Origin of the sequence: Paenibacillus sp. UNC451MF (assembly GCF_000686845.1) — a bacterium.
GTDB lineage: Bacteria > Bacillota > Bacilli > Paenibacillales > NBRC-103111 > Paenibacillus_S.
The window spans coordinates 120,598-140,535 of record NZ_JMLS01000008.1 but is presented as its reverse complement, the minus strand read 5'-3'; the positions used below and the strand labels follow the sequence as shown (position 1 = coordinate 140,535).

Below are 19,938 nucleotides of genomic sequence, written 5' to 3'. Positions count from 1 at the left end.
TTACTTATTCTATTCTTTCCAAATTTCCGTTCGCATCCATTTTAAAGCGAGGCTTATTCTCGTCTTCTTCCTCTACAAGAAAAGCTAGCTTGCGAGCACGGTCCATAATTTGTATAAGCGCTTTGTAGTCATCATTTACAACACGGTAATCCGTTTCAACCTCATTAACCTGCTTGTTTAACACATCGTTTTCACCGCGTAACCGGTCAAGCTCATCCTGCTTTTCCGTCAGTTCCTTCTCCAAATGACGGATATGCCGCGACATTTCTTGATAAGTGCCTTTCCATTGGCGCAAAAAACGAATAACAGCATCGATAGATATAGACTCTTCCGCAAACGTATCATTGGATTTCACATGCTCAACATGCGTATGATCCAACACCGCAGTGTTGTTCGAAACAGCCGCAAAAGCGGAATGCTTTTTTTGCTGATTGCGTTTTTGACGCTGAGATTTTGCAATTTGAATAGCAGCCTCGTATTTTTTCCTTACAAAACTATTCCATCGAAAGCCACATGCAGCTGCCGTTCTTCCTATCTTTTCGCCGACTTCCTCAAAAGCTGTTAGCTGTGTACTTCCTTCACGAATGTGACGCAGCGTCACCTCCGCCAATATCAAGTCGTCCTCATCGCTCCATGCATCTTGTCTTATAGCTGTCATACAAAAGCAGTCCTCCTAACCCCTGGGTAATCAACCAATCAACCATCCATTCATCTATCGAAAGTAAGACATGGAATGTTGCGTTACTTCATCTCTATGCCCATAGTAGAGTTCATAGAATCTTTTTCTACTATTTTGTATTGCCATTTTTTAAGGGACTCATACATGATTTAGTACGGAATAGGGTAAGCTAGGGCCGAAAGCCAAAAAATTGTTTTTAATTTCGTCACGGTTGGACATTTACACACCTTGATGCAACAGTTATAATGTCTAGTAGTAAAGTACCGAAAGTGAGAAATTATGCTAATTAGCAAATCTTCTTGCGATAACTCTAAGGGGGATGCAGAATGGATCGCATGTTTCGCGTTCTTGGATTCTGGACGCTGGTCATCGGATTGATGGCGTTAGCCGGTGAAATGGTTCCGATGGCAATGCTCTTTTTTGCCCAAACGGCTATCTTCGTACTGTTAGGGTATATGAAACTATCCGAACGTACCTACATATTGCTTTTTTGGGGGTACATGATCCTTTCATTTACCGGCTTTACGTACTGGTCATTCTTCAAAATGTCCATCTAGTCAGACAAAAAAAGGTGAGCTGCATTAATGCAGCTCACCTTTTTTTTGAATCAGCACCTTGAACAACTCGCTCATCTGATCGCTTATTAACAATTGACGAATCGCTCGATTCCGCCGTGCCACAGGACTAAACGGGTCTGTAGCGTTATGATCTTGAAGCATGGTTAAAATTCCGTTTTCCACCAAAAATTGCTTTTGCGTCATGTATCCCTGCAGCTGCAAACCCGTTTTCTCTCCTTCTTCCATCAAAGCCGTAAAATTTACATGTGCCGTCATATCCTGCTCACCAGGAAATGCATAAGGGTCGTCTGAAGCCTGATGATTGTGGTAACACATGAAGGTTCCCCTCATCCGGTGAGCATCATAGAGCTCCATGGCCTGATCGCCATAATCTACAGTGATTATCAGTCCACTCGATAAAGCCATTCCGAGCGTGACCATCCAGCGCAGGGCATCCAGATTGATCTCCATTTGCTGGCCCTGTCGAAAGGTCATTCGCTGCTGTGCGATAAACGCTATCAACTCTTGATTCTTCAGCTTTATCGCCTTTTCCTTAAAGGTTTCAGCCGCATTATCCCATTCAACATAAATTTCGTAAGGTTGGTCATCCCGAAATTCAACACGATGCACGGCAAAAGCGTCCGGCAGCTCATTGGATATCACAATTGCATTTTCCCAAGGGGCTTGCTGCAGCCATTCAATATCACTCATCCAATGCAAACGTTGTGCATGATCCTTGCATTCCTCGGATTGAAGCGCCCGATGAGCCAAGCTTTTTTCTATACATATATACTTTAGTCTGTCATACAACTCAGGCTCTACAAGCCTTAGCTCGTCCAATACTAGCCTTGTAAGCCTCCCGGTTCCTCCACCCCACTCCACGATAGTAACAGGGCTCCTCGGACCGATTTCTTTCGTCTGAGACGCGATGTAGCGAGCCATCACTTCCCCCATTAGACCGCCAATGGCTGAGCTGGTATAGAAATCTCCCTCGCGGCCGATTTTGCGTCGGTCACTCATATAGTATCCATGCTCCGGATGGTATAAGCAGAGCTCCATATAATCGTAAAAACTTATTGCCCTTTCCGGACTTTGTTCGATACGTTGCTGTATGACCTCAATTAACGCTCGATTCCCCTTCACCCGGCGTTTCACCCGCTCTCTACTAAGTTGAATGTTCACAGCATAGTAAAAACATGCATCCATATCACTAAAGACAAATCGAACCATAGTCGATATAATGAAGGTTGTTTCTTGAATTCACTTGGAAGGAGCCAACATGTTGTCAGTCTATCGTAAGTCTATCGTCACTATTTCCTTACTGTTAACTCTGTTCGCCATCACTATCCTTACCGGCTGTACGGACAATAAGCAGCTGAAGCAGGATTTATTACAAGCTATTAACAAGCAGCAGGACGTTGCAAACTACCGATTCGAAGGATCTATCGATCTGCATGCGGATTCTTCGTTATTTGGACAAGCCAATCCAATAGCCGCCTCCCTGTTCTCTCTAATCAAAGAGAGCAAATTAGAGTTTAAGGGAGTTGCCGCGCTTGAGCCGGCTCGTATGGAAACGAACCTTACTGTCACGCCTAACGGCGGTTCGCCAATCAGCATCCCCGTTCTCATTAAAGATAGCAAATTGTTTTTCCAAATGCCACCATTAAATAAGCCGGATGAGTACATGATGCTTCCCATCCAAAATAAGCAGGCTTCTTCTAATGGAAGCACAGAACCTTTGAAGAACACCGGTCAGTTGACCGCCAATCTTACGCAACAGCTATTTAAGGATATCGATCCAAAATGGCTTCAAACGTCAAAAGAGGCTGCGGCCTTATCGGATGGAACAACTGTGAAACGAATCACTTTGGAGATTAACAAGAAGAATGAGCAAGCCTTCGCTGACTACATGAACCAATCAGTCGTTCCAGGTCTGCAGGAAATTATAAAAACGAATGGCTTGGCAGCCTCAAGCTCGGTAGATTCATGGACTACCACGCTTGGTCAAATCAAAGTCAAAGCTCCTAGCACTATTACTTTGATGATTGATAACGAAGGCTACATTCGTGAGCAGCAATGGAATTTAAGCTTTACATCCGGAAGCAGCACTAACGAGAATAAATTGAATTGGACTTATACTATATCGGATATAAACAAAAATCCCGCATTTACGCAAGAAACCCCAGCTAAGGTCAAATCTTTGGAAGATTTGCTTCGCCTGGTGAAGCCTGCAAATGCCGCAAAAAAATAATGCATAGCCGCACATTGTTCTACTTCTTCTTTACGGAAGAAGTATTTTTTTACCCTTTTTCACATAAAGTTGTGATAATCTTATATGGATTATATCCAGAAAGGAAATACGCTGATGAGGCACTTTCCGCAAGCAGCCTGCATCCTGCTATGCCTTTATCTATGCCTGTCCGTCTACCCGCCCTCAGCTATAGCGGCTAACGAAGATACACAGCAGCTTTTGCAAAAAGGCTTAACGGTGTTTGAAATTGATCAAGAGCTAGGCCGCATAGAAGAGCAGCAAAAAACACTGAAACTGCAAATGGCTTCAACCGAACAACAGCTCACTCAACAGCAAGCTAGATCGATAGAAACGAAGCAGCATGCAGGCAAAGTATTACGAGCTTATTATATGGGTGACCGTGATTCCTTATGGATGCTGTTGTTCTCCATCACTTCGTTTAAAGATGCTCTATCGACATTTGAATATTTACAGATGATCGTCATGAGTGACCATGAAACTCTTCAAAGGCACCTGAACAACCAAAAAGAGCTGCAGAAGCTTAACGCCTCACTGCTGTCCTCACAAGCTACATTGCAAGAGACCAAGGATCGTTATATAGCTCAAAGAGCGCAGCAAGTGCTGCTGCAGAAACAACTCGACGAAGGTTTGGCCAAGCAGGCGTCCTCTGCAGTCGTCATCCAGGAAATTACGAAGCTCACTGTACAATGGCAGGACAAAGGCATTCCTCTGTTTAAAACCTATTTTCGCGCTCTTGCGCAAGCCATGAATCAGTTGCCAGAGATTATTAATGATACTAGTGGCGGTAAAAGCAATCATCTCATCATGAACGGCTTTCAATATACGTTCCAAATTACTGATCAAGAACTGAATACTTTCCTTCGGTCCAAAAATCCGTTGTTTCAGAATATGACATTCCGTTTCTACGAATCAAAAGTCATTGCGAAGGGCAAACAAGATGACATGGAGGTTATGATTAAAGGAGCTTATGACATAGCAACGAAGGATACGTTAAAGGGAAAATATATACGCTTTAACTTGGAGCAGCTGCAATTTAACGGCTTTGACCTGCCCCAATCGACTATCGATTCCATGATTAAAGATTTTGATTTTGGCATTTACCCGCAATCGATAGCTTCCTTCTTACAAGTAACCGATGTTCGCCTGGATGAGGGGAAGCTCAGCATCATGCTGAAGCTTGCGCTTTAAATCTTATTTCTATGAACCGAAAGGAACTGCAATGAAACCAATACATAAATATGGACTGTGCATGGAGCTGCCCGATGGCAAGGTTCCTGGCTTCTACGCTCAATTGATTAAAGCACTAGCTGCCAAAGCTCCCTTGTTTGACAGAGACAAAGAGCTCCTTATCTTCTCCGAGCCGAACGAACGAGAAGCTGCATACGGCATCATGGCACAGTACAAAATCCCGTATGAGGAGCTCGATATCCTGCTGCTGCCCGAATCAGTACAAATAGAGCCTACTTTTGACGACTACGGATTCGTCAGCCGATCCGAACAAACCTATGTATATAAGGATAAAGTAAGCATGTACACACTAATAGCAGATGATGTCAGTGCTGAACCAGCGCTAGCCCTTCTACAGATGGAAGAACATCTTTTAGCCAGATATAGGGATAACGACAATACGATCTATATTACCGATTTGCATTCGGATGAGCTTATGGCAAGAATTGCCCGTGCATACCAGTGCTCTGTACATTTCCTTCCTCTTGGTTAACTTAATCTAAACATAACAAAAGCGCAGTTGCGAGGCTTAATGTGTAAGCCTCGCACTGCGCTTTTGTTCAATTATAGTAAATCTGCCGCAAGCTGAGCCAAATGGGAACGTTCCCCGCGCTCCAAGGTGATGTGACCGCTAATCTGTTGGCCTTTAAACCGTTCTACGACGTACGTGAGCCCGTTGCTGGATGCATCCAAATAGGGATGGTCAATTTGCTCCGGATCGCCCAGCAGAACGATTTTACTGCCTTCTCCGACCCTTGAAACAATCGTCTTGATTTCATGCTTGGATAAATTTTGCGCTTCATCTATGATGATAAATTGACCCGGGATGGAGCGACCGCGTATATAGGTCAACGCCTCGACTTGGATACTGCCCAGACCAGCCAAAACTTTGTCGATATCACCCGGCTTTTTCGTATCGAACAAAAACTCCAGGTTATCGTATATTGGCTGCATCCAAGGACGAAGCTTTTCTTCCTTCTCCCCAGGTAAATACCCGATGTCTTTTCCCATAGGCACGACGGGTCTGGCAATCAACAATTTCTTATATTTCCGCTCATCCTCGACCTTCAACAATCCAGCCGCAAGTGTTAGCAGAGTCTTCCCTGTACCTGCTTTACCCGTTAACGTGACGATTGGAATCTCGTCGTTAAGCAGCAGCTCAAGAGCCATTCTTTGCTGAGCGTTGCGAGCCGCAATCCCCCAGATCGGGTCATTGCTTAAAAACAATGGCTCCAGCTTTTTCCCATCCGAGTTCACCTTTAGAAGGGCTGATTTGGAAGTACCCATCTCATCTCTCAGAATAACGAATTCATGAGGATGCAGCGGATAAGCCAGATTTAAGGTTTTGACGCTTAAAAAACGATACGTATAGAACTCATCGATCACCGAAGGATGAGCATGGATCGTCAAGTATCCCATATACATATCTGGCATATTCACAATCCGGTCTGTTAAATAATCTTGAGCTGTCAATCCCAGTACATCCGCTTTGATCCGAACCAGCGTGTCTTTACTGACCATAATAACCGGTCTAGGATCGACCTTGTCTTGCTCCTCAAGATGATAATTCAATGCCACAGCCAGGATTCGGTTATCATTGGTTCCTTCTGCGAATACTTCCTGGAGCTTCGCAAAGCTCCGATGATTCAGTTCCACTTTTAGACTACCGCCATTAGGGAGCTCGATGCCTTCATATAATCGTCCTTGAGAACGCAAACTATCCATCATCCGGGAGATGTGTCTCGCATTACGGCCTAACTCATCCGCGTTGCGTTTCTTTGTATCGATCTCCTCTAAAACAATGGCAGGAATCACCACCTCATTATCCTCAAAAGCAAAGATTGCGTTAGGATCCTGTAAAAGCACATTGGTATCCAATACAAAAATTTTACTCATTTGAGTCCCTCCCAGGCTGGTGTTTGGTTGCCGGTATACATAGGAATCGAGTAGTAAGGACAAACTAACCAAAGCAATTAAAGGGATAGAAAGGAACGATCGATTATGAGAGTGTTTGTCTACTGTATTGTGTTGTTGTCAGTATTGGTAGGTTGTAACCAATCACCTAAGAATGGAGCTTCCCCGACTAATGATGTGAATCGACAAGTGCAGGTGAAGCAAACGGCACCTCAGAAAAAAGAAATCGTCGATTCGCGGGCCGTCTCCGAACGTTTGGAGCAAATTGCCACCAGCATACCGCTGGTTGAAGGAGCCAAATGCGTCGTCTTCGGGAACACGGCGGTAGTTGGGATCAATTTGCCTCCGGATATGGACCGTTCCAAAGTAGGAACCATTAAGCTATCGGTTGCGGAAGCTTTAAAGAAAGATCCTTACGGCGTGGATGCTATCGTGACAGCGGATATGGATATGGCCGCAAGAATCGGAAAAATTAGAGATAATGTTGTTAACGGTAAGCCGATTAGCGGATTTGCAGAAGAGATGGCGGAGATTATCGGCCGCATTATGCCGCAAATTCCTCGAGAAGTAGAACCAATGTCACCTCCTCAGAGTACGGAACCTCAAATGCCGAATAAACAGTTATAGGGATCATATGGAGAAAAAGCCTAGAATGACCATTCTAGGCTTTTTTCATAGCATCGGAAACTTGCGCATCCAGCTTATCGGCTGCGCGCTTGTCATAAGTTTTTTCATATTCAGGCGCAACGGAAATTCGCGAGCCATAGAACATGGCGTCACGCACGGCAGTGATGTCAATGTCGAAGCATGCCAGCTTGAACGGCACGCCTTCCAAAGCCTCCGCTACTTGGCGTGCTTTGCCATAAATAGCATGAACAGACCCTGCGCCAATGAACGTCACATTGACCAGTTCATTTTGCTTAATATTCGTAACAATTCTCGAACGCTGATCTACAGCAAACCGAATGGTCTCCGAATCTTTGGCATACATCCATGAGACAGCATTCATAGTGGGAGAGCCCGACTCAAAATCAATGGTACTTAGCAGGGCTAGCGTTTCTTTTTGCAAGGCATCCAATAGCTGCTCCGAAAGTACTGTGATCGTTTCTGCCATGATTACCCCTCCTGTGTCCATTGTTTAAATGATGCTATTTCTAGCTTTATTATAACACAGGTATTGCTTGGCAACCACAGACTGCTGTAGTAGCTGCAAAGGTGAACCGGTTATGTATTCCAAGGATAGCGGGACACTCCTTTCAAACGATATTAATTTATTTTATAGAGTGTGTCCCTTATATATGTCACTGATTGTACTTAGGATTGGAATTAATGTCATGGAGAAGTTGTTCGGCATAATCCTTGTCAAAATAGAGTTTGCTACTGCTTCCATTTACTTCATATGTAATATGAATCCTCATATCTTCGTCACTCGTCGTGAGTTCCGAAACGGCGTGATCTTCCCGCAAAATTTCCTCGAAGAAGAGCCTTGTCTCCTCAGCTGCCTTATCTTCAGGCCGAGCTTCGGATACAATCTTCATTTGCAACCAGTTAAACAGCGCGTCCTCCAATTTCACTTTGCATCCTCCTATGGGCTTTCCGTTAGGAAAGCCTACTTCGTAAGCACTAGCTTGGGCTTTCCGTTGGGAAAGCCTACTTCGTAAGCGTTAGCTTGGGCTTTTCGGCAGGAAAGCCTACTTCGTAAGCTTAACTCAGCAGCAAGATCGTATAGCCTTGTTCATTCCATTTCTTCATTTTATGCAGCCAGCCTGCAATTGGTTCGTCCGAGGCTTCTGAGCCAAGCAGCTCAAATGCCTGCTGCAGCAGCAAGCTCATTTCAGCACCTATAGGTCGCTTGTCGATGTAAGCTTGTGCACAGTGAGATAACTCCAGCATGTCGGGGCTAAAAACGAATTGTTCCTCAGACTCCAATTGGAACGGAAGCTGATCCACTCCACACCTTATCTCCGATTCCTCGCTGAGCAGCAAATTAGACTTAAAAGGAACCAAAAGCCGTGGGTTAACCTGCTTCATCAGCTGAAGAAAACGCTCTCTTGTTTCCGGTGGAGTCAGCGCAAAACGTTCCGAGGATAATAAGGCAGACTCGTCCTCCATTAGAACAGGCGCTAGCCAATAGCTCCTCATACGAAGCCACCACTCCTTTTGGATAGATCTGGATTTATTGTTTTTTTGTACGGCCTTCGATAAAATACCGAATTCTGACAAGGAACATTAAACCAACGGCTACAGCTAAGCACAACACAATCGGGAGTGCTCCCAATTGAAACAATAGCAGCATACCAGCCCCAATAGCAAGCATCAAATAAATGATAGCTTCTTTCAGAATGGGAAGCCTTCGAGTCTTAAATACTTTATTATACACATAGGTGATCAGTACTAAGATAATCAAGTATGTAATAACGGGGTGCTCTCGAAACCATTCGGTCATAGGATAGAAAACCTCCTTATGTGAGATATGCCTCTATCGAGGACTTCTAGTATAAATTTGATCTTGATACCACCTAAATGGCTAAAAAGAAAGCTCTGAATCATCAGAGCTTTCTTTTACCATATTATGCGTTAGCTTCAGCCATTTTGCGGTGCTTTTCAGCACGCTCGCGTTCGCTCTTGTTCAATATTTTTTTACGAAGACGAATGGACTTCGGAGTAATTTCACAATACTCATCGTCATTCAAGTACTCAAGCGCTTGTTCAAGAGAATAAATACGAGGAGTTTTCATTTTAACGGTATCGTCTTTACCTGCAGAACGGATATTATTTAACTGTTTCTCTTTGCAGATGTTAACAATAATGTCCGTATCGCGTGTATGTTCGCCAACGATCATACCCTCATATACTTCAGTACCCGGCTCCAGGAACAGAATACCGCGGTCCTCAACGGACAGCATACCGTACATCGTGGATGTACCTGTTTCACTGGATACTAGCACGCCCTCATGACGGCCACCAACACCTGCACCGTAGTAAGGTCCGTAACTGTCAAACGCATGGTTCATAATGCCGTAACCACGAGTCAGGGTCAAGAAATACGTACGGTAACCGATCAAGCCGCGCGCAGGAATCAAGAACTCCAGACGAACGTTGCCTGAACCATTGTTGATCATGTTGACCATTTCCGCTTTGCGAGTTCCAAGACTCTCCATTACGGAGCCCATGCTTTCTTCCGGAATGTCGATAATCAAGCGCTCCAAAGGTTCCATCTTTTGTCCGTCGATCAATTTAATGATAACTTCCGGCTTGGATACTTGAAGCTCAAAGCCTTCGCGACGCATGTTCTCGATCAAGATACCCAGGTGAAGCTCACCGCGTCCGGAAACGATAAATGCGTCCGGGCTATCTGTCTCATCGACACGTAAGCTAACATCGGTTTCCAACTCTTTAAACAGACGCTCACGCAGTTTACGGGAAGTTACCCATTTGCCTTCGCGTCCTGCAAAAGGACTGTTGTTAACAACAAAAGTCATTTGCAGTGTAGGCTCATCGATCTTCAATACAGGCAATGCTTCCGGATTAGCCGGATCCGCAATGGTTTCCCCGATGTTGATATCTTTAATCCCCGCGATAGCAACAATGTCTCCTGCTCCCGCTTCTTCGATTTCGATACGCTTCAAGCCTTGGAAGCCAAACAGCTTCTCAATACGAGCTTGCTTAGTAACGCCATCACGATTAATAACCGCTACCGGCTGTCCTTGTTTAACGACACCACGATTGACACGTCCGATTGCGATACGTCCCAAATACTCGTTGTAGTCCATCAAGGTAACCAAAAATTGCAGCGGTTCTTCCACGTTCTCCGTAGGAGCTGGAATATGGCTTACTACTGTTTCATAGATAGCTTGCATGTTGTTATCTTGCTTGGATGGATCGGATTCCATGCTGGAGGTACCCATCAAAGCTGAAGCATATACTACAGGGAAATCCAATTGATCGTCATTAGCGCCAAGCTCGATGAACAAATCCAATACTTCATCGACAACTTCAGCAGGACGAGCATTCGGACGGTCAATTTTATTTACAATAACGATTGGCGTCAAATTTTGTTCCAATGCTTTACGCAGCACGAACTTCGTTTGCGGCATTGTTCCTTCGAAAGCATCGACAACCAGAAGTACGCCGTCAACCATTTTCATAATCCGTTCAACTTCGCCGCCAAAGTCAGCATGTCCCGGGGTATCCACAATATTAATAAGAAAGTCTTTATAGTTGATCGCCGTATTCTTTGCCAGGATTGTAATACCGCGCTCTCTCTCCAAATCATTGGAGTCCATCGCACGTTCTTGAACCGCTTCGTGTTCACGGAACGTACCTGATTGTTGAAGCAGTTTGTCTACCAGAGTTGTTTTACCATGATCGACGTGAGCAATAATCGCAATGTTGCGTATTTTATCTCTTGAATGCATGTTTTCCCTTACCTCTCCTTAATTTGACCCTGCCACTTTGCTTCCTGGTGGGAAGCAATCGGGGCCCGTTCACAAAACAAGCGTCGGACATAAGCGCCGACGCTTGACATTTATGTTTATTATACGTGCAAAAAGTTAAAAAGGCAAGGCGAAACGACAAGTTTAACGTTCCATTTACATCCTTTTTACAAAATCAGCGATAAGTCTAAGAATGATGCGGCTTCGGTTTACTCGATAATTTTTTCAAAATGCCTGCCCCGATAACAATGACCACACCAATGACAGGTGCAATCCAGTGTGGTACTCCGGAAAGCAGCAAATCAGAAACACTCTTATCTTTCACGAACATTTCTCCAGCCGTATAGCCTAAAATTCCAGCTCCGAGGAACACAAGGATAGGGAATTTCGTCAGCAAATTCATGACTAGTGTACTTCCCCAAATGATGATAGGCACGCTCAAACCAATCCCCAAAATAATGACAGCAATATCATTGTTTGCCTTTGCGGCAATAGCAAGCACATTATCTAAGCTCATAACGAAATCGGCAACAATAATGGTCCAAACAGCTTTGCCGAGAGTTGAAGCTTCTTTTACATTCGCATGGCCGTCATCATCAATCAACAGCTTAACTGCAATCCAAATTAATAGCAGCGATCCGGCCGCTTGAAGATAAGGGATGTGCAGTATGTAGACGGCAATGACAGTCAACACGAGCCGAAGACCTATAGCGCCAAAAGCCCCCCACCATATTGCTTTCTTTCGTTGACTTACAGGCAAATTTTTACTTGCTAAGGCAATAACTACCGCATTATCACCGCTCAACACAATATTGATTAACATAATTTGTAAGAAAAGCAGAAACCAATCTAACATGCGCTTCTAACCTCCAAGTTCACTATCTACATTTAATCCATCCAATTTAATACGTTGAAGCTATTCTTTCGTTTCATTGCAGCTTTAGAAAAAGTTTGAAAACTCCGACTGCTGCCCAGCTTGAATCCAAATAGTTTCCGTTTGGCTAACCGCTTGGTCCATCTCATGCTCCAACCAATCCATCTGCTTCTCGATGCTTTTCACAACACGCAAATTCGGATTGGTACTAGGTGATGGCGGCAAGAACAGCGTACAGCAATCTTCGTGCGGCAGAATCGAAATATTGAAAGTATCGATCATTTCCGCAATTCGAATAATTTGCTGTTTCTCCATACAAATAAGCGGTTGGATGACCGGTATTTCCACCGCCCGGCCAATCACATTCATACTGCCTAACGTCTGACTTGCCACCTGCCCCAGGCTCTCACCCGTGACGATTGCCGATGCGTCGTTGGCGTCAGCGAGCTTCTCCGTGATACGGAACATAGCCCGTCTTAATATAGTAATCAGCAGGTTCTGACTATATGACTGATGGACGCGAGTTTGCAGATTGGTGAAAGGGACAAGGTGAAGCTTGATATCTCCACCATATTCCGCTAGCTTGCTAACCAAATCCTTGACCTTTTGTTGCGATCGTTCGCTGGTATAAGGGTAACTGTGAAAATGAACCGCTTCGATCTTCAAACCTTGCCGCATGGCAAGAAATCCGGCAACAGGGCTGTCTATCCCACCGGAAAGCATTAACATGGCCTTCCCGTTGGTCCCTAGTGGAAATCCTCCTGCGCCTGCTTCGACCTGCGAATAAATGAGCGAACGCTCTTCGCGCAGCTCCACCTTCAGCTCCACCTCAGGCTGGTTTACATTTACCTTCAAACCAGGCATCTCTCGCAGCACAGCCGCGCTCACCAGCTTATTCATTTCCTGTGAGTCATGAGGAAAGCTTTTGTTCACTCGCTTCACCGATACCTTAAAACTACCAGGCAGATATCCGAGTTTTCGCATCGCCTCTACCGCAGTCGATTGAATAGGCGCAAGCTCCAAGGGAGCCGTATAAACGGGGCTAAACGAGGTTAGTCCGAGTATTTTTTTCAAATGGAGAGAGATCTCTTCATAAGGCTCTCCATTAAGCTCTACATACACTCTGCCAAAATCACGGTTAAACGATAATTGGTCATAAGGTCTCAGCTTCTTTCTAATTTGATCGTACACCGCTTTTTCGAATCGGTGGCGATTTCTCCCTTTTAACACAAGTTCCCCAAGGCGAAGAACTATCAAATCCGGTACCATAGCTACCTCCGTCTGTTCTGAGTTGTCATCGTCGGCTTTAACTTCTCCACAACTGCCTTTAGTACATGACTGAAACGCTCTGCATCCTCCATTGTCTGATCCAGAGAATAGCTGAGCCGGATTCCATGTGCCGCTCTAGCATCGTCATATCCCATAGCGTGTAGCACTCTGCTCGGCAGATCGGCCCCCGACGAGCATGCAGATCGGGTCGAAACATAGATATCATGTTGTTCTAAAGCATGAACAAGAACCTCCGACTTCATACCCGGGAATGAGAAATGGACGATATGAGGCGCCATGTCTGACGCTTGTTCAGACCCGCTCAGCTTCAATTCAGGAATAGCGTGTATTCCCGATACAAACCGTTCTCTCAGCCTTGATGTATGCTCAACAAATCGTTCACGATGGTCGAAAGCTATCCGTACTGCTTTGGCCATACCGACAACAGCAGGAACATTTTCCGTTCCGGATCGAATACCCGCCTCTTGCCCGCCGCCCCAGAGCAGTGGCCGCAGCGCCAAGCCCTGCCTGCAATAAAGAAAACCAATGCCTTTGGGACCGCGCAGCTTATGCGCAGAGCAGGAAAAAAGATCGATCCCCTGTTTATCTGGTTCAATGGGAAGCTTGCCAACCGATTGAACGGCATCCACATGAAAAATCGCTTTGGGATAGTTCTTCAGCAAATGGCCTATTTCAGAAATAGGTTGTTTACGTCCCATTTCATTATTAACCGCCATGATACTGACAAGAATCGTATCGTCCGTCAGTGCCTGCTCCAAATAATCCAGTTTAACACAACCCGTCTCGTCAACTGGCACATAGGTGACTCTGAAGCCTTGACGCTCCAACTGCTGGAATGTTTCATACACAGATGCATGCTCAATAACACTTGTAATAATGTGGTTTCCGCGGTGGCGAAATTGGCTTACAACTCCTTGAATCGCCAAGTTATTGCTCTCTGTTCCTCCAGAAGTAAACCGTATTTCATCAGGAAGCACATTCAAACATTTAGCAATAACTGCGCGAGATTGTCTAACGAGCTGCTCTGCCTCCAGACCGATTCGATGCAAGGATGACGGATTGCCAAAATGCTTTTTCATGACCTCTGCCATCGTATCTACGACTTCATCATAAGGTGGTGTAGTTGCCGCATAGTCCAAATACAGCATTCATGTCCCTCCTTAGTTCATAAAAATAAGACCTATCTTAAGCCCCTTCTCCTTCAGGACGCTTACAGTAGGTCTTGGTATAATGCCGCAGTTAAACCTCATAATCACGCTGCAGACTAAGCACTTTGCCTACGTAAGCTTGGGTTTCGCTCGGCAATAAATGCATCTTTGACTTCAGCTCTTGATCGTTAGTAATACCTAAACGGTCGATTCGTCCCGGACCCGCGTTATAAGCGGCTAATGCAACTCCACGGTTTCCATTGTACTTTTTCAGCAAGCTTGACAAGTACTGGGTTCCGCCTTGAATATTTTGTGCAGGGTCAAAAGGATTCGTTACGCCTAGTCCTCTGCTTGTGTTATCCATTAGCTGCATCAAACCTTTAGCTCCTGAACGCGAAACCGCTTGTGAGTTAAAGGAGGACTCTTTATCGATGACCGCTTTCACCAAGCTGGTTTGAACGCCGTGTTGACGGCTTGCGTTTTCTATTAATGATTCCAAATTACCGGTTTGCTTAACAGTACTCAGTTGCTTCATAAAAGCATATTCGTATGGCATTGCAGAAGTATAGCTTAATGGCTTGACCGAGTTGGTCGAAACGGTAGTCCCACCTGCCGCTTGCTTACCATATGTCGCAGCTGATGAAGATAAGATGCTGTTCAGTATATCGGAAAAATCAGAATCATCTTCCATTCCTGATGAAGCACCAGATGATAACAAGCTGGATTTGTTCAACAGCTGCAGCTGAAGCAAATCCTTTAACGTTCTAGGGTCAATATTCATATTCGTTTTATGCTCCCTAATCCCAGTTTCAAAACTTATTGTACACTGTTTTGGACTTGCCATCCAGTTATTTTTGTACTATTTGTCAAAAATACAAGATACAAGTCCACTACAAAAAACATCATTCACTATAAATAAAAAAAGCACAGGATAATACATATCCCATGCTTGCTAGTTTCCATCCCATCCGATACCGCTATGAGTAAAGAGGAAGCAGCAAGAAATAGCCTGCCAGTGAAATAAGACCGAGTATGACCGACCATACTCCTAATGCTCTCATTCCCTTCATATACGATATGCCTCCTAATACAATAGCGGCGGATCCAAAAAGCGTTGGAAACATGAACATCGATAAGACGGCTACCGCCAAGGCCGTATAACCAAGCCAGCGGCTCTTCTCTTGTGTTCGCTCTCCTTCTGTTGATGCCGATTCCATTCGCAGCCTGGGCGACTCGTTTACATCCACCGGAGCCTGTACCGGGGATCCGAACGTGGACACAAGCTCTGCAGCGTACTCATCCGAGTCCTTAAGACTCCAGTCCTTCCGCAGCTGCTTCATGGAATCATGTCGGGACTTGGCAGCTGCTTGCGCTTTTGCACGCCCCCGCTTTCTATGGTCACTCATAGGTCATACCTCCCGAATCTTGCTGAAACTACTTCTTCTTCGGCTCGAACGTATGACAACAGGTGCTGCGAACGCTGCTTGCTTTGTCTTGATGATTGTCGAAGTCGTTTGCGAATTCGGAGTCAAAATCTGCATTAGCGTGCTGGTCAATATCAATCATGATGGATTTCGCAGCGCATTGGTTTCCTTCTGCCCAGAAATTACAGTTGGAAACACTGCATTTAACGTCTGGCATGATTATCACCCCCTCCTCAATGTGCCCGAAAAAGAGGGTGCGCTATACTATTCGTATAGCTGGGAATATAGCACAAGATACATCGCATGGGACCACAACAGCGGCGAGGCCGGTGTACCCCATCGTTCTACCCATTGATTATAGCTGTCCGAAGGGGGCGAGGTATGTGGTACTTGCTCCGGCATCCGCCCTAACGAGTCGGCTTGTCGGCTTATCCATTCCAAAGCTTGATCAGCTTGCTCGCGCTTTCCCGTCTTATGCTCAATCCAGCCCTGCCAAGCGGTAAGCAGAAGCCACTCACCGCCCCCGTAGTATTCATCTCCTACATATCTTCGAACTCCACCGTGATCGGTTTGAAGATCCGCTTTAATTTTCCCCAGTGTCGCAGACATCATCGGATGCTCGGGAGGAAAAACTTGAAATGGCTCCGTCAGCCACATTAAGCTTGCATCCACCCCATCGAAGCTAATTTCATACTGCCCGTTTGGTATGGGTCGAATGCTCTTCACAAAGCAACCTGTCTCAGGATGAACGCACTGTTCTAAGAGAAACCTTCGAATTTGTCCGATAACCTCATCCATTTCCGTATCACATACATAAGCCTTTATCGAGGTTAGTCCTCCATAGATGCAAGCAAGCGTAGATGGATGAATCTGATCATTGCGCTCTTCCCAACAATCAAAATTAGGCTGCTGCCAAAAAGCACATAAATAACGGATGGTAAGCTCTACACTTACTCGAAACGATTCAGGCATTACAGACTGACCCGAAGCTTTCCAATGCTCCACCAAGCCCCACAGCCAAGCTCCATAGCCATCCAGCTGAAAATGACCCCATTCCGAATGATCGTCGTCGCGGCCATCCAGATGATACCTCGTATGTAAAAACTCATGCTGAGCAATAGCTTCGCCATTTTGATGTTTTTGCAGCAAATAATCAACATGACCCTTTTGCCGCGCAAGCACACGATTTACCCATTGATGAAATTGCTCGGAGCTTTCACGTTCCCCAGTAATATCCATTGCATAAGCAATAAAGCTGCCGTCCCTCAACCAGCTGAATGTATAATGGGAAAATAAAGGGCACGCCACATAACCACCGCTGGAATGCTGATTATATTGAATGACTTGCTTGCTAATCTTCGCTAAGTGATGAATGGAAACGGCCGTGTTCATAATTTGACACCCCTCTCTAAACAAAAAGAGATGCGTTAGCATCTCTAGTAAGTATTTCCATGTTGTTATATTTATACGCGTTCGCCTTGCATACGTTTTTGCGTAATATAGTCGGTTTCATAATAAGCCAAATCTTCGCGCAATGTCTCGAAAATTTTAGAAAGTTCAATGGTTAGATCGCGAACCGCACGTGTCGGTTTTTTGCGGAAACGAATCGCATCTTGTCCCGTGTAAGCGTAACGGCCATCCTCAGAATAGCATTCATTTTTAGGATAGAAAAAGTTGTTCACGCTGCCGTGATACACTTCATACAATACTTTCTCAGCATACTCAACGTTAAAAGTTGGACGTCTTAAGCTTACTCCAAGCTTCTCATATGCTACTTCGCTGAATACAAGAAGATGACGAGTGTCGGATAGATAGCCCTTATAAAATTCCTCCATCGAAGAATCCATTTCAGAATTCAGCTGCTGCAAGGAATGTTCATTCAAGAATGTTTCCATTTTCGAGATGGCATCGCTAAGTTTGGATTTAGTCGTTTCGCATAAGTTTTTCACAGTTAACATCGCCATAATTCAAGACCTCCTGTATTTGAAACAAAACATGCTAGTAATTGGTGTGCACTTCTTTCTTCATCGTACCACAAATTGTAGTTAAAAGTAATATGAAAAATCACTATTGGTTAAAAATCCAAGGAGATGATTTCCGGTTGTAAGAAAAACATTGCGCGGAGACCCTAACCTTAACTTTAAGGAAAAGGAGTCAGTCCGATGTGGAAATATGCCTTGTCTTTTGCTTTATTGCTTGCGTTTGGTGCTCTCCTATTTCCCCGTAACGAAGGGGCACCACGAATTGCAGGCCTATCTCCCGCTGAAGAAATAAAAGTCAAGCAAGCTGCTTTATCGCAGGATATGAAGCTTACGGATGATTTATGCCGCTCTCAGTGCAGCCTGGAACTCCGGCGAATGCTAAGTCAGGCGGAACATCAAGCACCCGGTACAAAGCTGAATAGCCTGCAGAAGCTTCAACAGGAGCATCCGCAAATGCATAAGCTTTATTGGGTCACCAAATCAGAACCATTGGACCGAGGCGTGCAAGCAGGGCAATTGGATGACGCGCTCCGTAAGCTAGCCGAGCCTGAATTATCAAAGGCCAAGCAACTGACAGATCAGGGTAACAGCTACCAATCGGCCCCTTTTCAGCACAACGGCGAAACGTATTTCGTGCTTGGAGTGCCCTCCACCAACTCAAATTCTGCCTTGCTTGGCGTTATCAAACAAACCATATTGAAGCAAGTGGAAGACCATCAGTTGAAAAATTTGCGCATAGTAACCTATCCTGCAGATAATCACTACAAGATTGAATCGGTGGATTCCAAAACATTGAAGGATGTAAAAGTCAATCATCCCGAAGAAAATGAAGGGACAAGCCACTATCATGTGAATCAGGTCGTGGTCCGTTTTAAGAATGAACCTTCTAGCACTGACTTAGCCAAAATTGAAGCGGATATCGGCACAACTCATTATCGGAAAGTTGGCTATACGTATGTCTTCGAATCCCGTCAAATGGAAGCTAAGCAATTGATGGACTACTTCAAAAAATGGAATGTCGCCTATGCGGAGCCTCATTTTTTATATTTAACCAACAGCGCGGCGGTTGACGCGGTAAACGAAAACAGCGCGCAGTCTAACCAAAACAATCAATCGGATATCAAGCCTAATGATTCCTTATACCAGCGTTATCAATGGAATCTGCCTTTAATCGATACAGAATCCGGCTGGGCCATCTCCAAAGGCTCCGAGGATATCAAGGTAGCTATCGTGGATACCGGTGTTGATCTGAACCATCCTGACTTGAAAGACCAGTTGATCGCCGGGTACAACGTAGTAAATAATGATGCCCCTCCTGCAGACGATGTCGGTCATGGGACTCATGTTGCAGGCGTTGTCGGTGCCATCGTCAACAACAATTTGGGTGTTGCTGGTATGAGCTGGTATAACCGCATTATGCCTGTCAAAGTGCTGGACCAAAGCGGTGCGGGCAGCACCTATTCCGTCGCTCAAGGAATTATATGGGCCACAGATCATGGTGCCAAAGTCATTAATATGAGTCTTGGTAACTATGCCGATGCGAATTTCCTACATGACGCGATACGGTATGCATATGATCATGATGTCGTATTAATTGCCGCAAGCGGCAATGATAATACCGCGACTCCAGGCTTTCCTGCTGCTTATCCTGAAGTGTTCGCCGTTGCCGCCACTGATGCCAATAAAAATAAAGCATCGTTCTCCAACTATGGAGATTACATCGATGTCGCGGCTCCTGGCGTAAGTATCGCTAGTACCTATCCGCATAATCAGTATGCGGCTTTATCAGGTACGTCCATGGCGAGCCCACACGTCACGGCACTAGCCGCCTTGATTCGTTCCGTTAATCCGGAATTGAAAAACACCGAGGTTATGCAAATTATGCGCGATACAGCCCAAGATATAGGTCCCAAGGGAAAAGACTCCTATTTCGGCAGCGGGTTAATCGACGTCGTTGCTGCTCTCAAAAAAGCCCAAGGCGGAAAAAATCCGCAAGCTATGCAACATCCGCAAACTCAAACTCAAACGAGTCCTGAGACGGTTCCCGCTAAATCGGATTGGGCACAAAGACTTCTTGAACGTCTCGGATGGAGATGAATCTATATTCAATATACGTCACAACAGCACAAAAACCG

Annotated in this window: 22 protein-coding genes; 6 read left to right on the top strand and 16 right to left on the bottom strand. The window is 45.1% G+C overall.

What is annotated here, in order from left to right:
* Positions 1-4 precede the first annotated feature (4 nt).
* Positions 5-658 (bottom strand): RsfA family transcriptional regulator, encoded by a 654-nt coding sequence (locus BP97_RS0111685; protein ID WP_028549263.1) that lies wholly within the window; start codon positions 656-658, stop codon positions 5-7.
* Between the two features lie 347 nt (positions 659-1,005).
* Here BP97_RS0111685 and BP97_RS0111680 point away from each other — a divergent pair, with 347 nt between their 5' ends.
* On the top strand, positions 1,006-1,236 hold the full coding sequence (locus tag BP97_RS0111680) for a DUF2626 domain-containing protein (RefSeq protein ID WP_028549262.1): 231 nt from the start codon (positions 1,006-1,008) through the stop codon (positions 1,234-1,236).
* A gap of 24 nt (positions 1,237-1,260) precedes the next feature.
* Here the strand turns inward: BP97_RS0111680 and BP97_RS0111675 are convergent, their stop codons facing one another.
* Complete coding sequence (locus BP97_RS0111675) at positions 1,261-2,379, bottom strand: class I SAM-dependent methyltransferase (protein WP_231506282.1); 1,119 nt, start codon at positions 2,377-2,379, stop codon at positions 1,261-1,263.
* Positions 2,380-2,515: 136 nt separating this feature from the next.
* On the opposite strand from BP97_RS0111675, the gene BP97_RS0111670 reads away from it, so the two are divergent.
* From BP97_RS0111670 to BP97_RS0111660, 3 genes are all read left to right on the top strand, one after another.
* Positions 2,516-3,487, top strand: coding sequence for a protein-tyrosine phosphatase family protein (locus BP97_RS0111670; protein WP_028549260.1), 972 nt, complete (start codon positions 2,516-2,518; stop codon positions 3,485-3,487).
* A gap of 114 nt (positions 3,488-3,601) precedes the next feature.
* A complete protein-coding gene (locus tag BP97_RS0111665; RefSeq protein ID WP_028549259.1) occupies positions 3,602-4,696 on the top strand; it encodes a hypothetical protein in 1,095 nt (364 codons plus the stop codon).
* 31 nt (positions 4,697-4,727) lie between these two features.
* Positions 4,728-5,228: a hypothetical protein gene (locus BP97_RS0111660; protein WP_028549258.1), complete on the top strand. Its 501-nt coding sequence runs from the start codon at positions 4,728-4,730 to the stop codon at positions 5,226-5,228.
* 71 nt (positions 5,229-5,299) lie between these two features.
* Here the strand turns inward: BP97_RS0111660 and BP97_RS0111655 are convergent, their stop codons facing one another.
* Positions 5,300-6,631 carry a PhoH family protein gene (locus BP97_RS0111655; protein WP_028549257.1) on the bottom strand — a complete coding sequence of 444 codons (1,332 nt, stop codon included), beginning with the start codon at positions 6,629-6,631 and terminating at the stop codon, positions 5,300-5,302.
* Positions 6,632-6,736: 105 nt separating this feature from the next.
* On the opposite strand from BP97_RS0111655, the gene BP97_RS0111650 reads away from it, so the two are divergent.
* Positions 6,737-7,276 carry a YhcN/YlaJ family sporulation lipoprotein gene (locus BP97_RS0111650; RefSeq protein ID WP_028549256.1) on the top strand — a complete coding sequence of 180 codons (540 nt, stop codon included), beginning with the start codon at positions 6,737-6,739 and terminating at the stop codon, positions 7,274-7,276.
* Positions 7,277-7,310: 34 nt separating this feature from the next.
* Here BP97_RS0111650 and BP97_RS0111645 read toward each other — a convergent pair whose 3' ends face one another.
* From BP97_RS0111645 to BP97_RS0111585, 13 genes are all read right to left on the bottom strand, one after another.
* A complete protein-coding gene (locus BP97_RS0111645; RefSeq protein ID WP_028549255.1) occupies positions 7,311-7,763 on the bottom strand; it encodes a pyridoxamine 5'-phosphate oxidase family protein in 453 nt (150 codons plus the stop codon).
* A gap of 187 nt (positions 7,764-7,950) precedes the next feature.
* On the bottom strand, positions 7,951-8,223 hold the full coding sequence (locus tag BP97_RS0111640; RefSeq protein WP_028549254.1) for a hypothetical protein: 273 nt from the start codon (positions 8,221-8,223) through the stop codon (positions 7,951-7,953).
* A gap of 130 nt (positions 8,224-8,353) precedes the next feature.
* Positions 8,354-8,791, bottom strand: coding sequence for a hypothetical protein (locus BP97_RS0111635; protein ID WP_028549253.1), 438 nt, complete (start codon positions 8,789-8,791; stop codon positions 8,354-8,356).
* Between the two features lie 34 nt (positions 8,792-8,825).
* Positions 8,826-9,095: a YlaH-like family protein gene (locus BP97_RS0111630; protein ID WP_028549252.1), complete on the bottom strand. Its 270-nt coding sequence runs from the start codon at positions 9,093-9,095 to the stop codon at positions 8,826-8,828.
* A 124-nt stretch (positions 9,096-9,219) separates the two neighbouring features.
* Complete coding sequence (gene typA, locus BP97_RS0111625) at positions 9,220-11,067, bottom strand: translational GTPase TypA (RefSeq protein ID WP_028549251.1); 1,848 nt, start codon at positions 11,065-11,067, stop codon at positions 9,220-9,222.
* 205 nt (positions 11,068-11,272) lie between these two features.
* Entirely contained in the window at positions 11,273-11,941 is a 669-nt protein-coding gene (locus BP97_RS0111620; RefSeq protein WP_028549250.1) for a TerC family protein, read from the bottom strand.
* 84 nt (positions 11,942-12,025) lie between these two features.
* Entirely contained in the window at positions 12,026-13,228 is a 1,203-nt protein-coding gene (thiI, locus tag BP97_RS0111615; RefSeq protein ID WP_028549249.1) for a tRNA uracil 4-sulfurtransferase ThiI, read from the bottom strand.
* Positions 13,229-13,230: 2 nt separating this feature from the next.
* Positions 13,231-14,397 (bottom strand): cysteine desulfurase family protein, encoded by a 1,167-nt coding sequence (locus tag BP97_RS0111610; protein WP_028549248.1) that lies wholly within the window; start codon positions 14,395-14,397, stop codon positions 13,231-13,233.
* 91 nt (positions 14,398-14,488) lie between these two features.
* On the bottom strand, positions 14,489-15,178 hold the full coding sequence (locus tag BP97_RS0111605) for a lytic transglycosylase domain-containing protein (protein WP_028549247.1): 690 nt from the start codon (positions 15,176-15,178) through the stop codon (positions 14,489-14,491).
* 196 nt (positions 15,179-15,374) lie between these two features.
* The gene (locus BP97_RS35990) at positions 15,375-15,803 is read right to left on the bottom strand and encodes a CoA transferase family protein (protein ID WP_036745749.1); all 429 of its coding nucleotides are present in this window, start codon (positions 15,801-15,803) and stop codon (positions 15,375-15,377) included.
* Positions 15,804-15,831: 28 nt separating this feature from the next.
* Complete coding sequence (locus BP97_RS0111595; RefSeq protein ID WP_028549246.1) at positions 15,832-16,038, bottom strand: DUF1540 domain-containing protein; 207 nt, start codon at positions 16,036-16,038, stop codon at positions 15,832-15,834.
* Positions 16,039-16,085: 47 nt separating this feature from the next.
* The gene (locus BP97_RS0111590) at positions 16,086-17,213 is read right to left on the bottom strand and encodes a glycoside hydrolase family 15 protein (protein WP_051620518.1); all 1,128 of its coding nucleotides are present in this window, start codon (positions 17,211-17,213) and stop codon (positions 16,086-16,088) included.
* Positions 17,214-17,284: 71 nt separating this feature from the next.
* Positions 17,285-17,785 carry a YpuI family protein gene (locus BP97_RS0111585; RefSeq protein WP_028549244.1) on the bottom strand — a complete coding sequence of 167 codons (501 nt, stop codon included), beginning with the start codon at positions 17,783-17,785 and terminating at the stop codon, positions 17,285-17,287.
* 198 nt (positions 17,786-17,983) lie between these two features.
* Here BP97_RS0111585 and BP97_RS0111580 point away from each other — a divergent pair, with 198 nt between their 5' ends.
* Positions 17,984-19,900, top strand: a complete 1,917-nt coding sequence (locus BP97_RS0111580) for a S8 family peptidase (protein ID WP_028549243.1) — start codon at positions 17,984-17,986, stop codon at positions 19,898-19,900.
* The last annotated feature ends 38 nt before the right edge of the window (positions 19,901-19,938 follow it).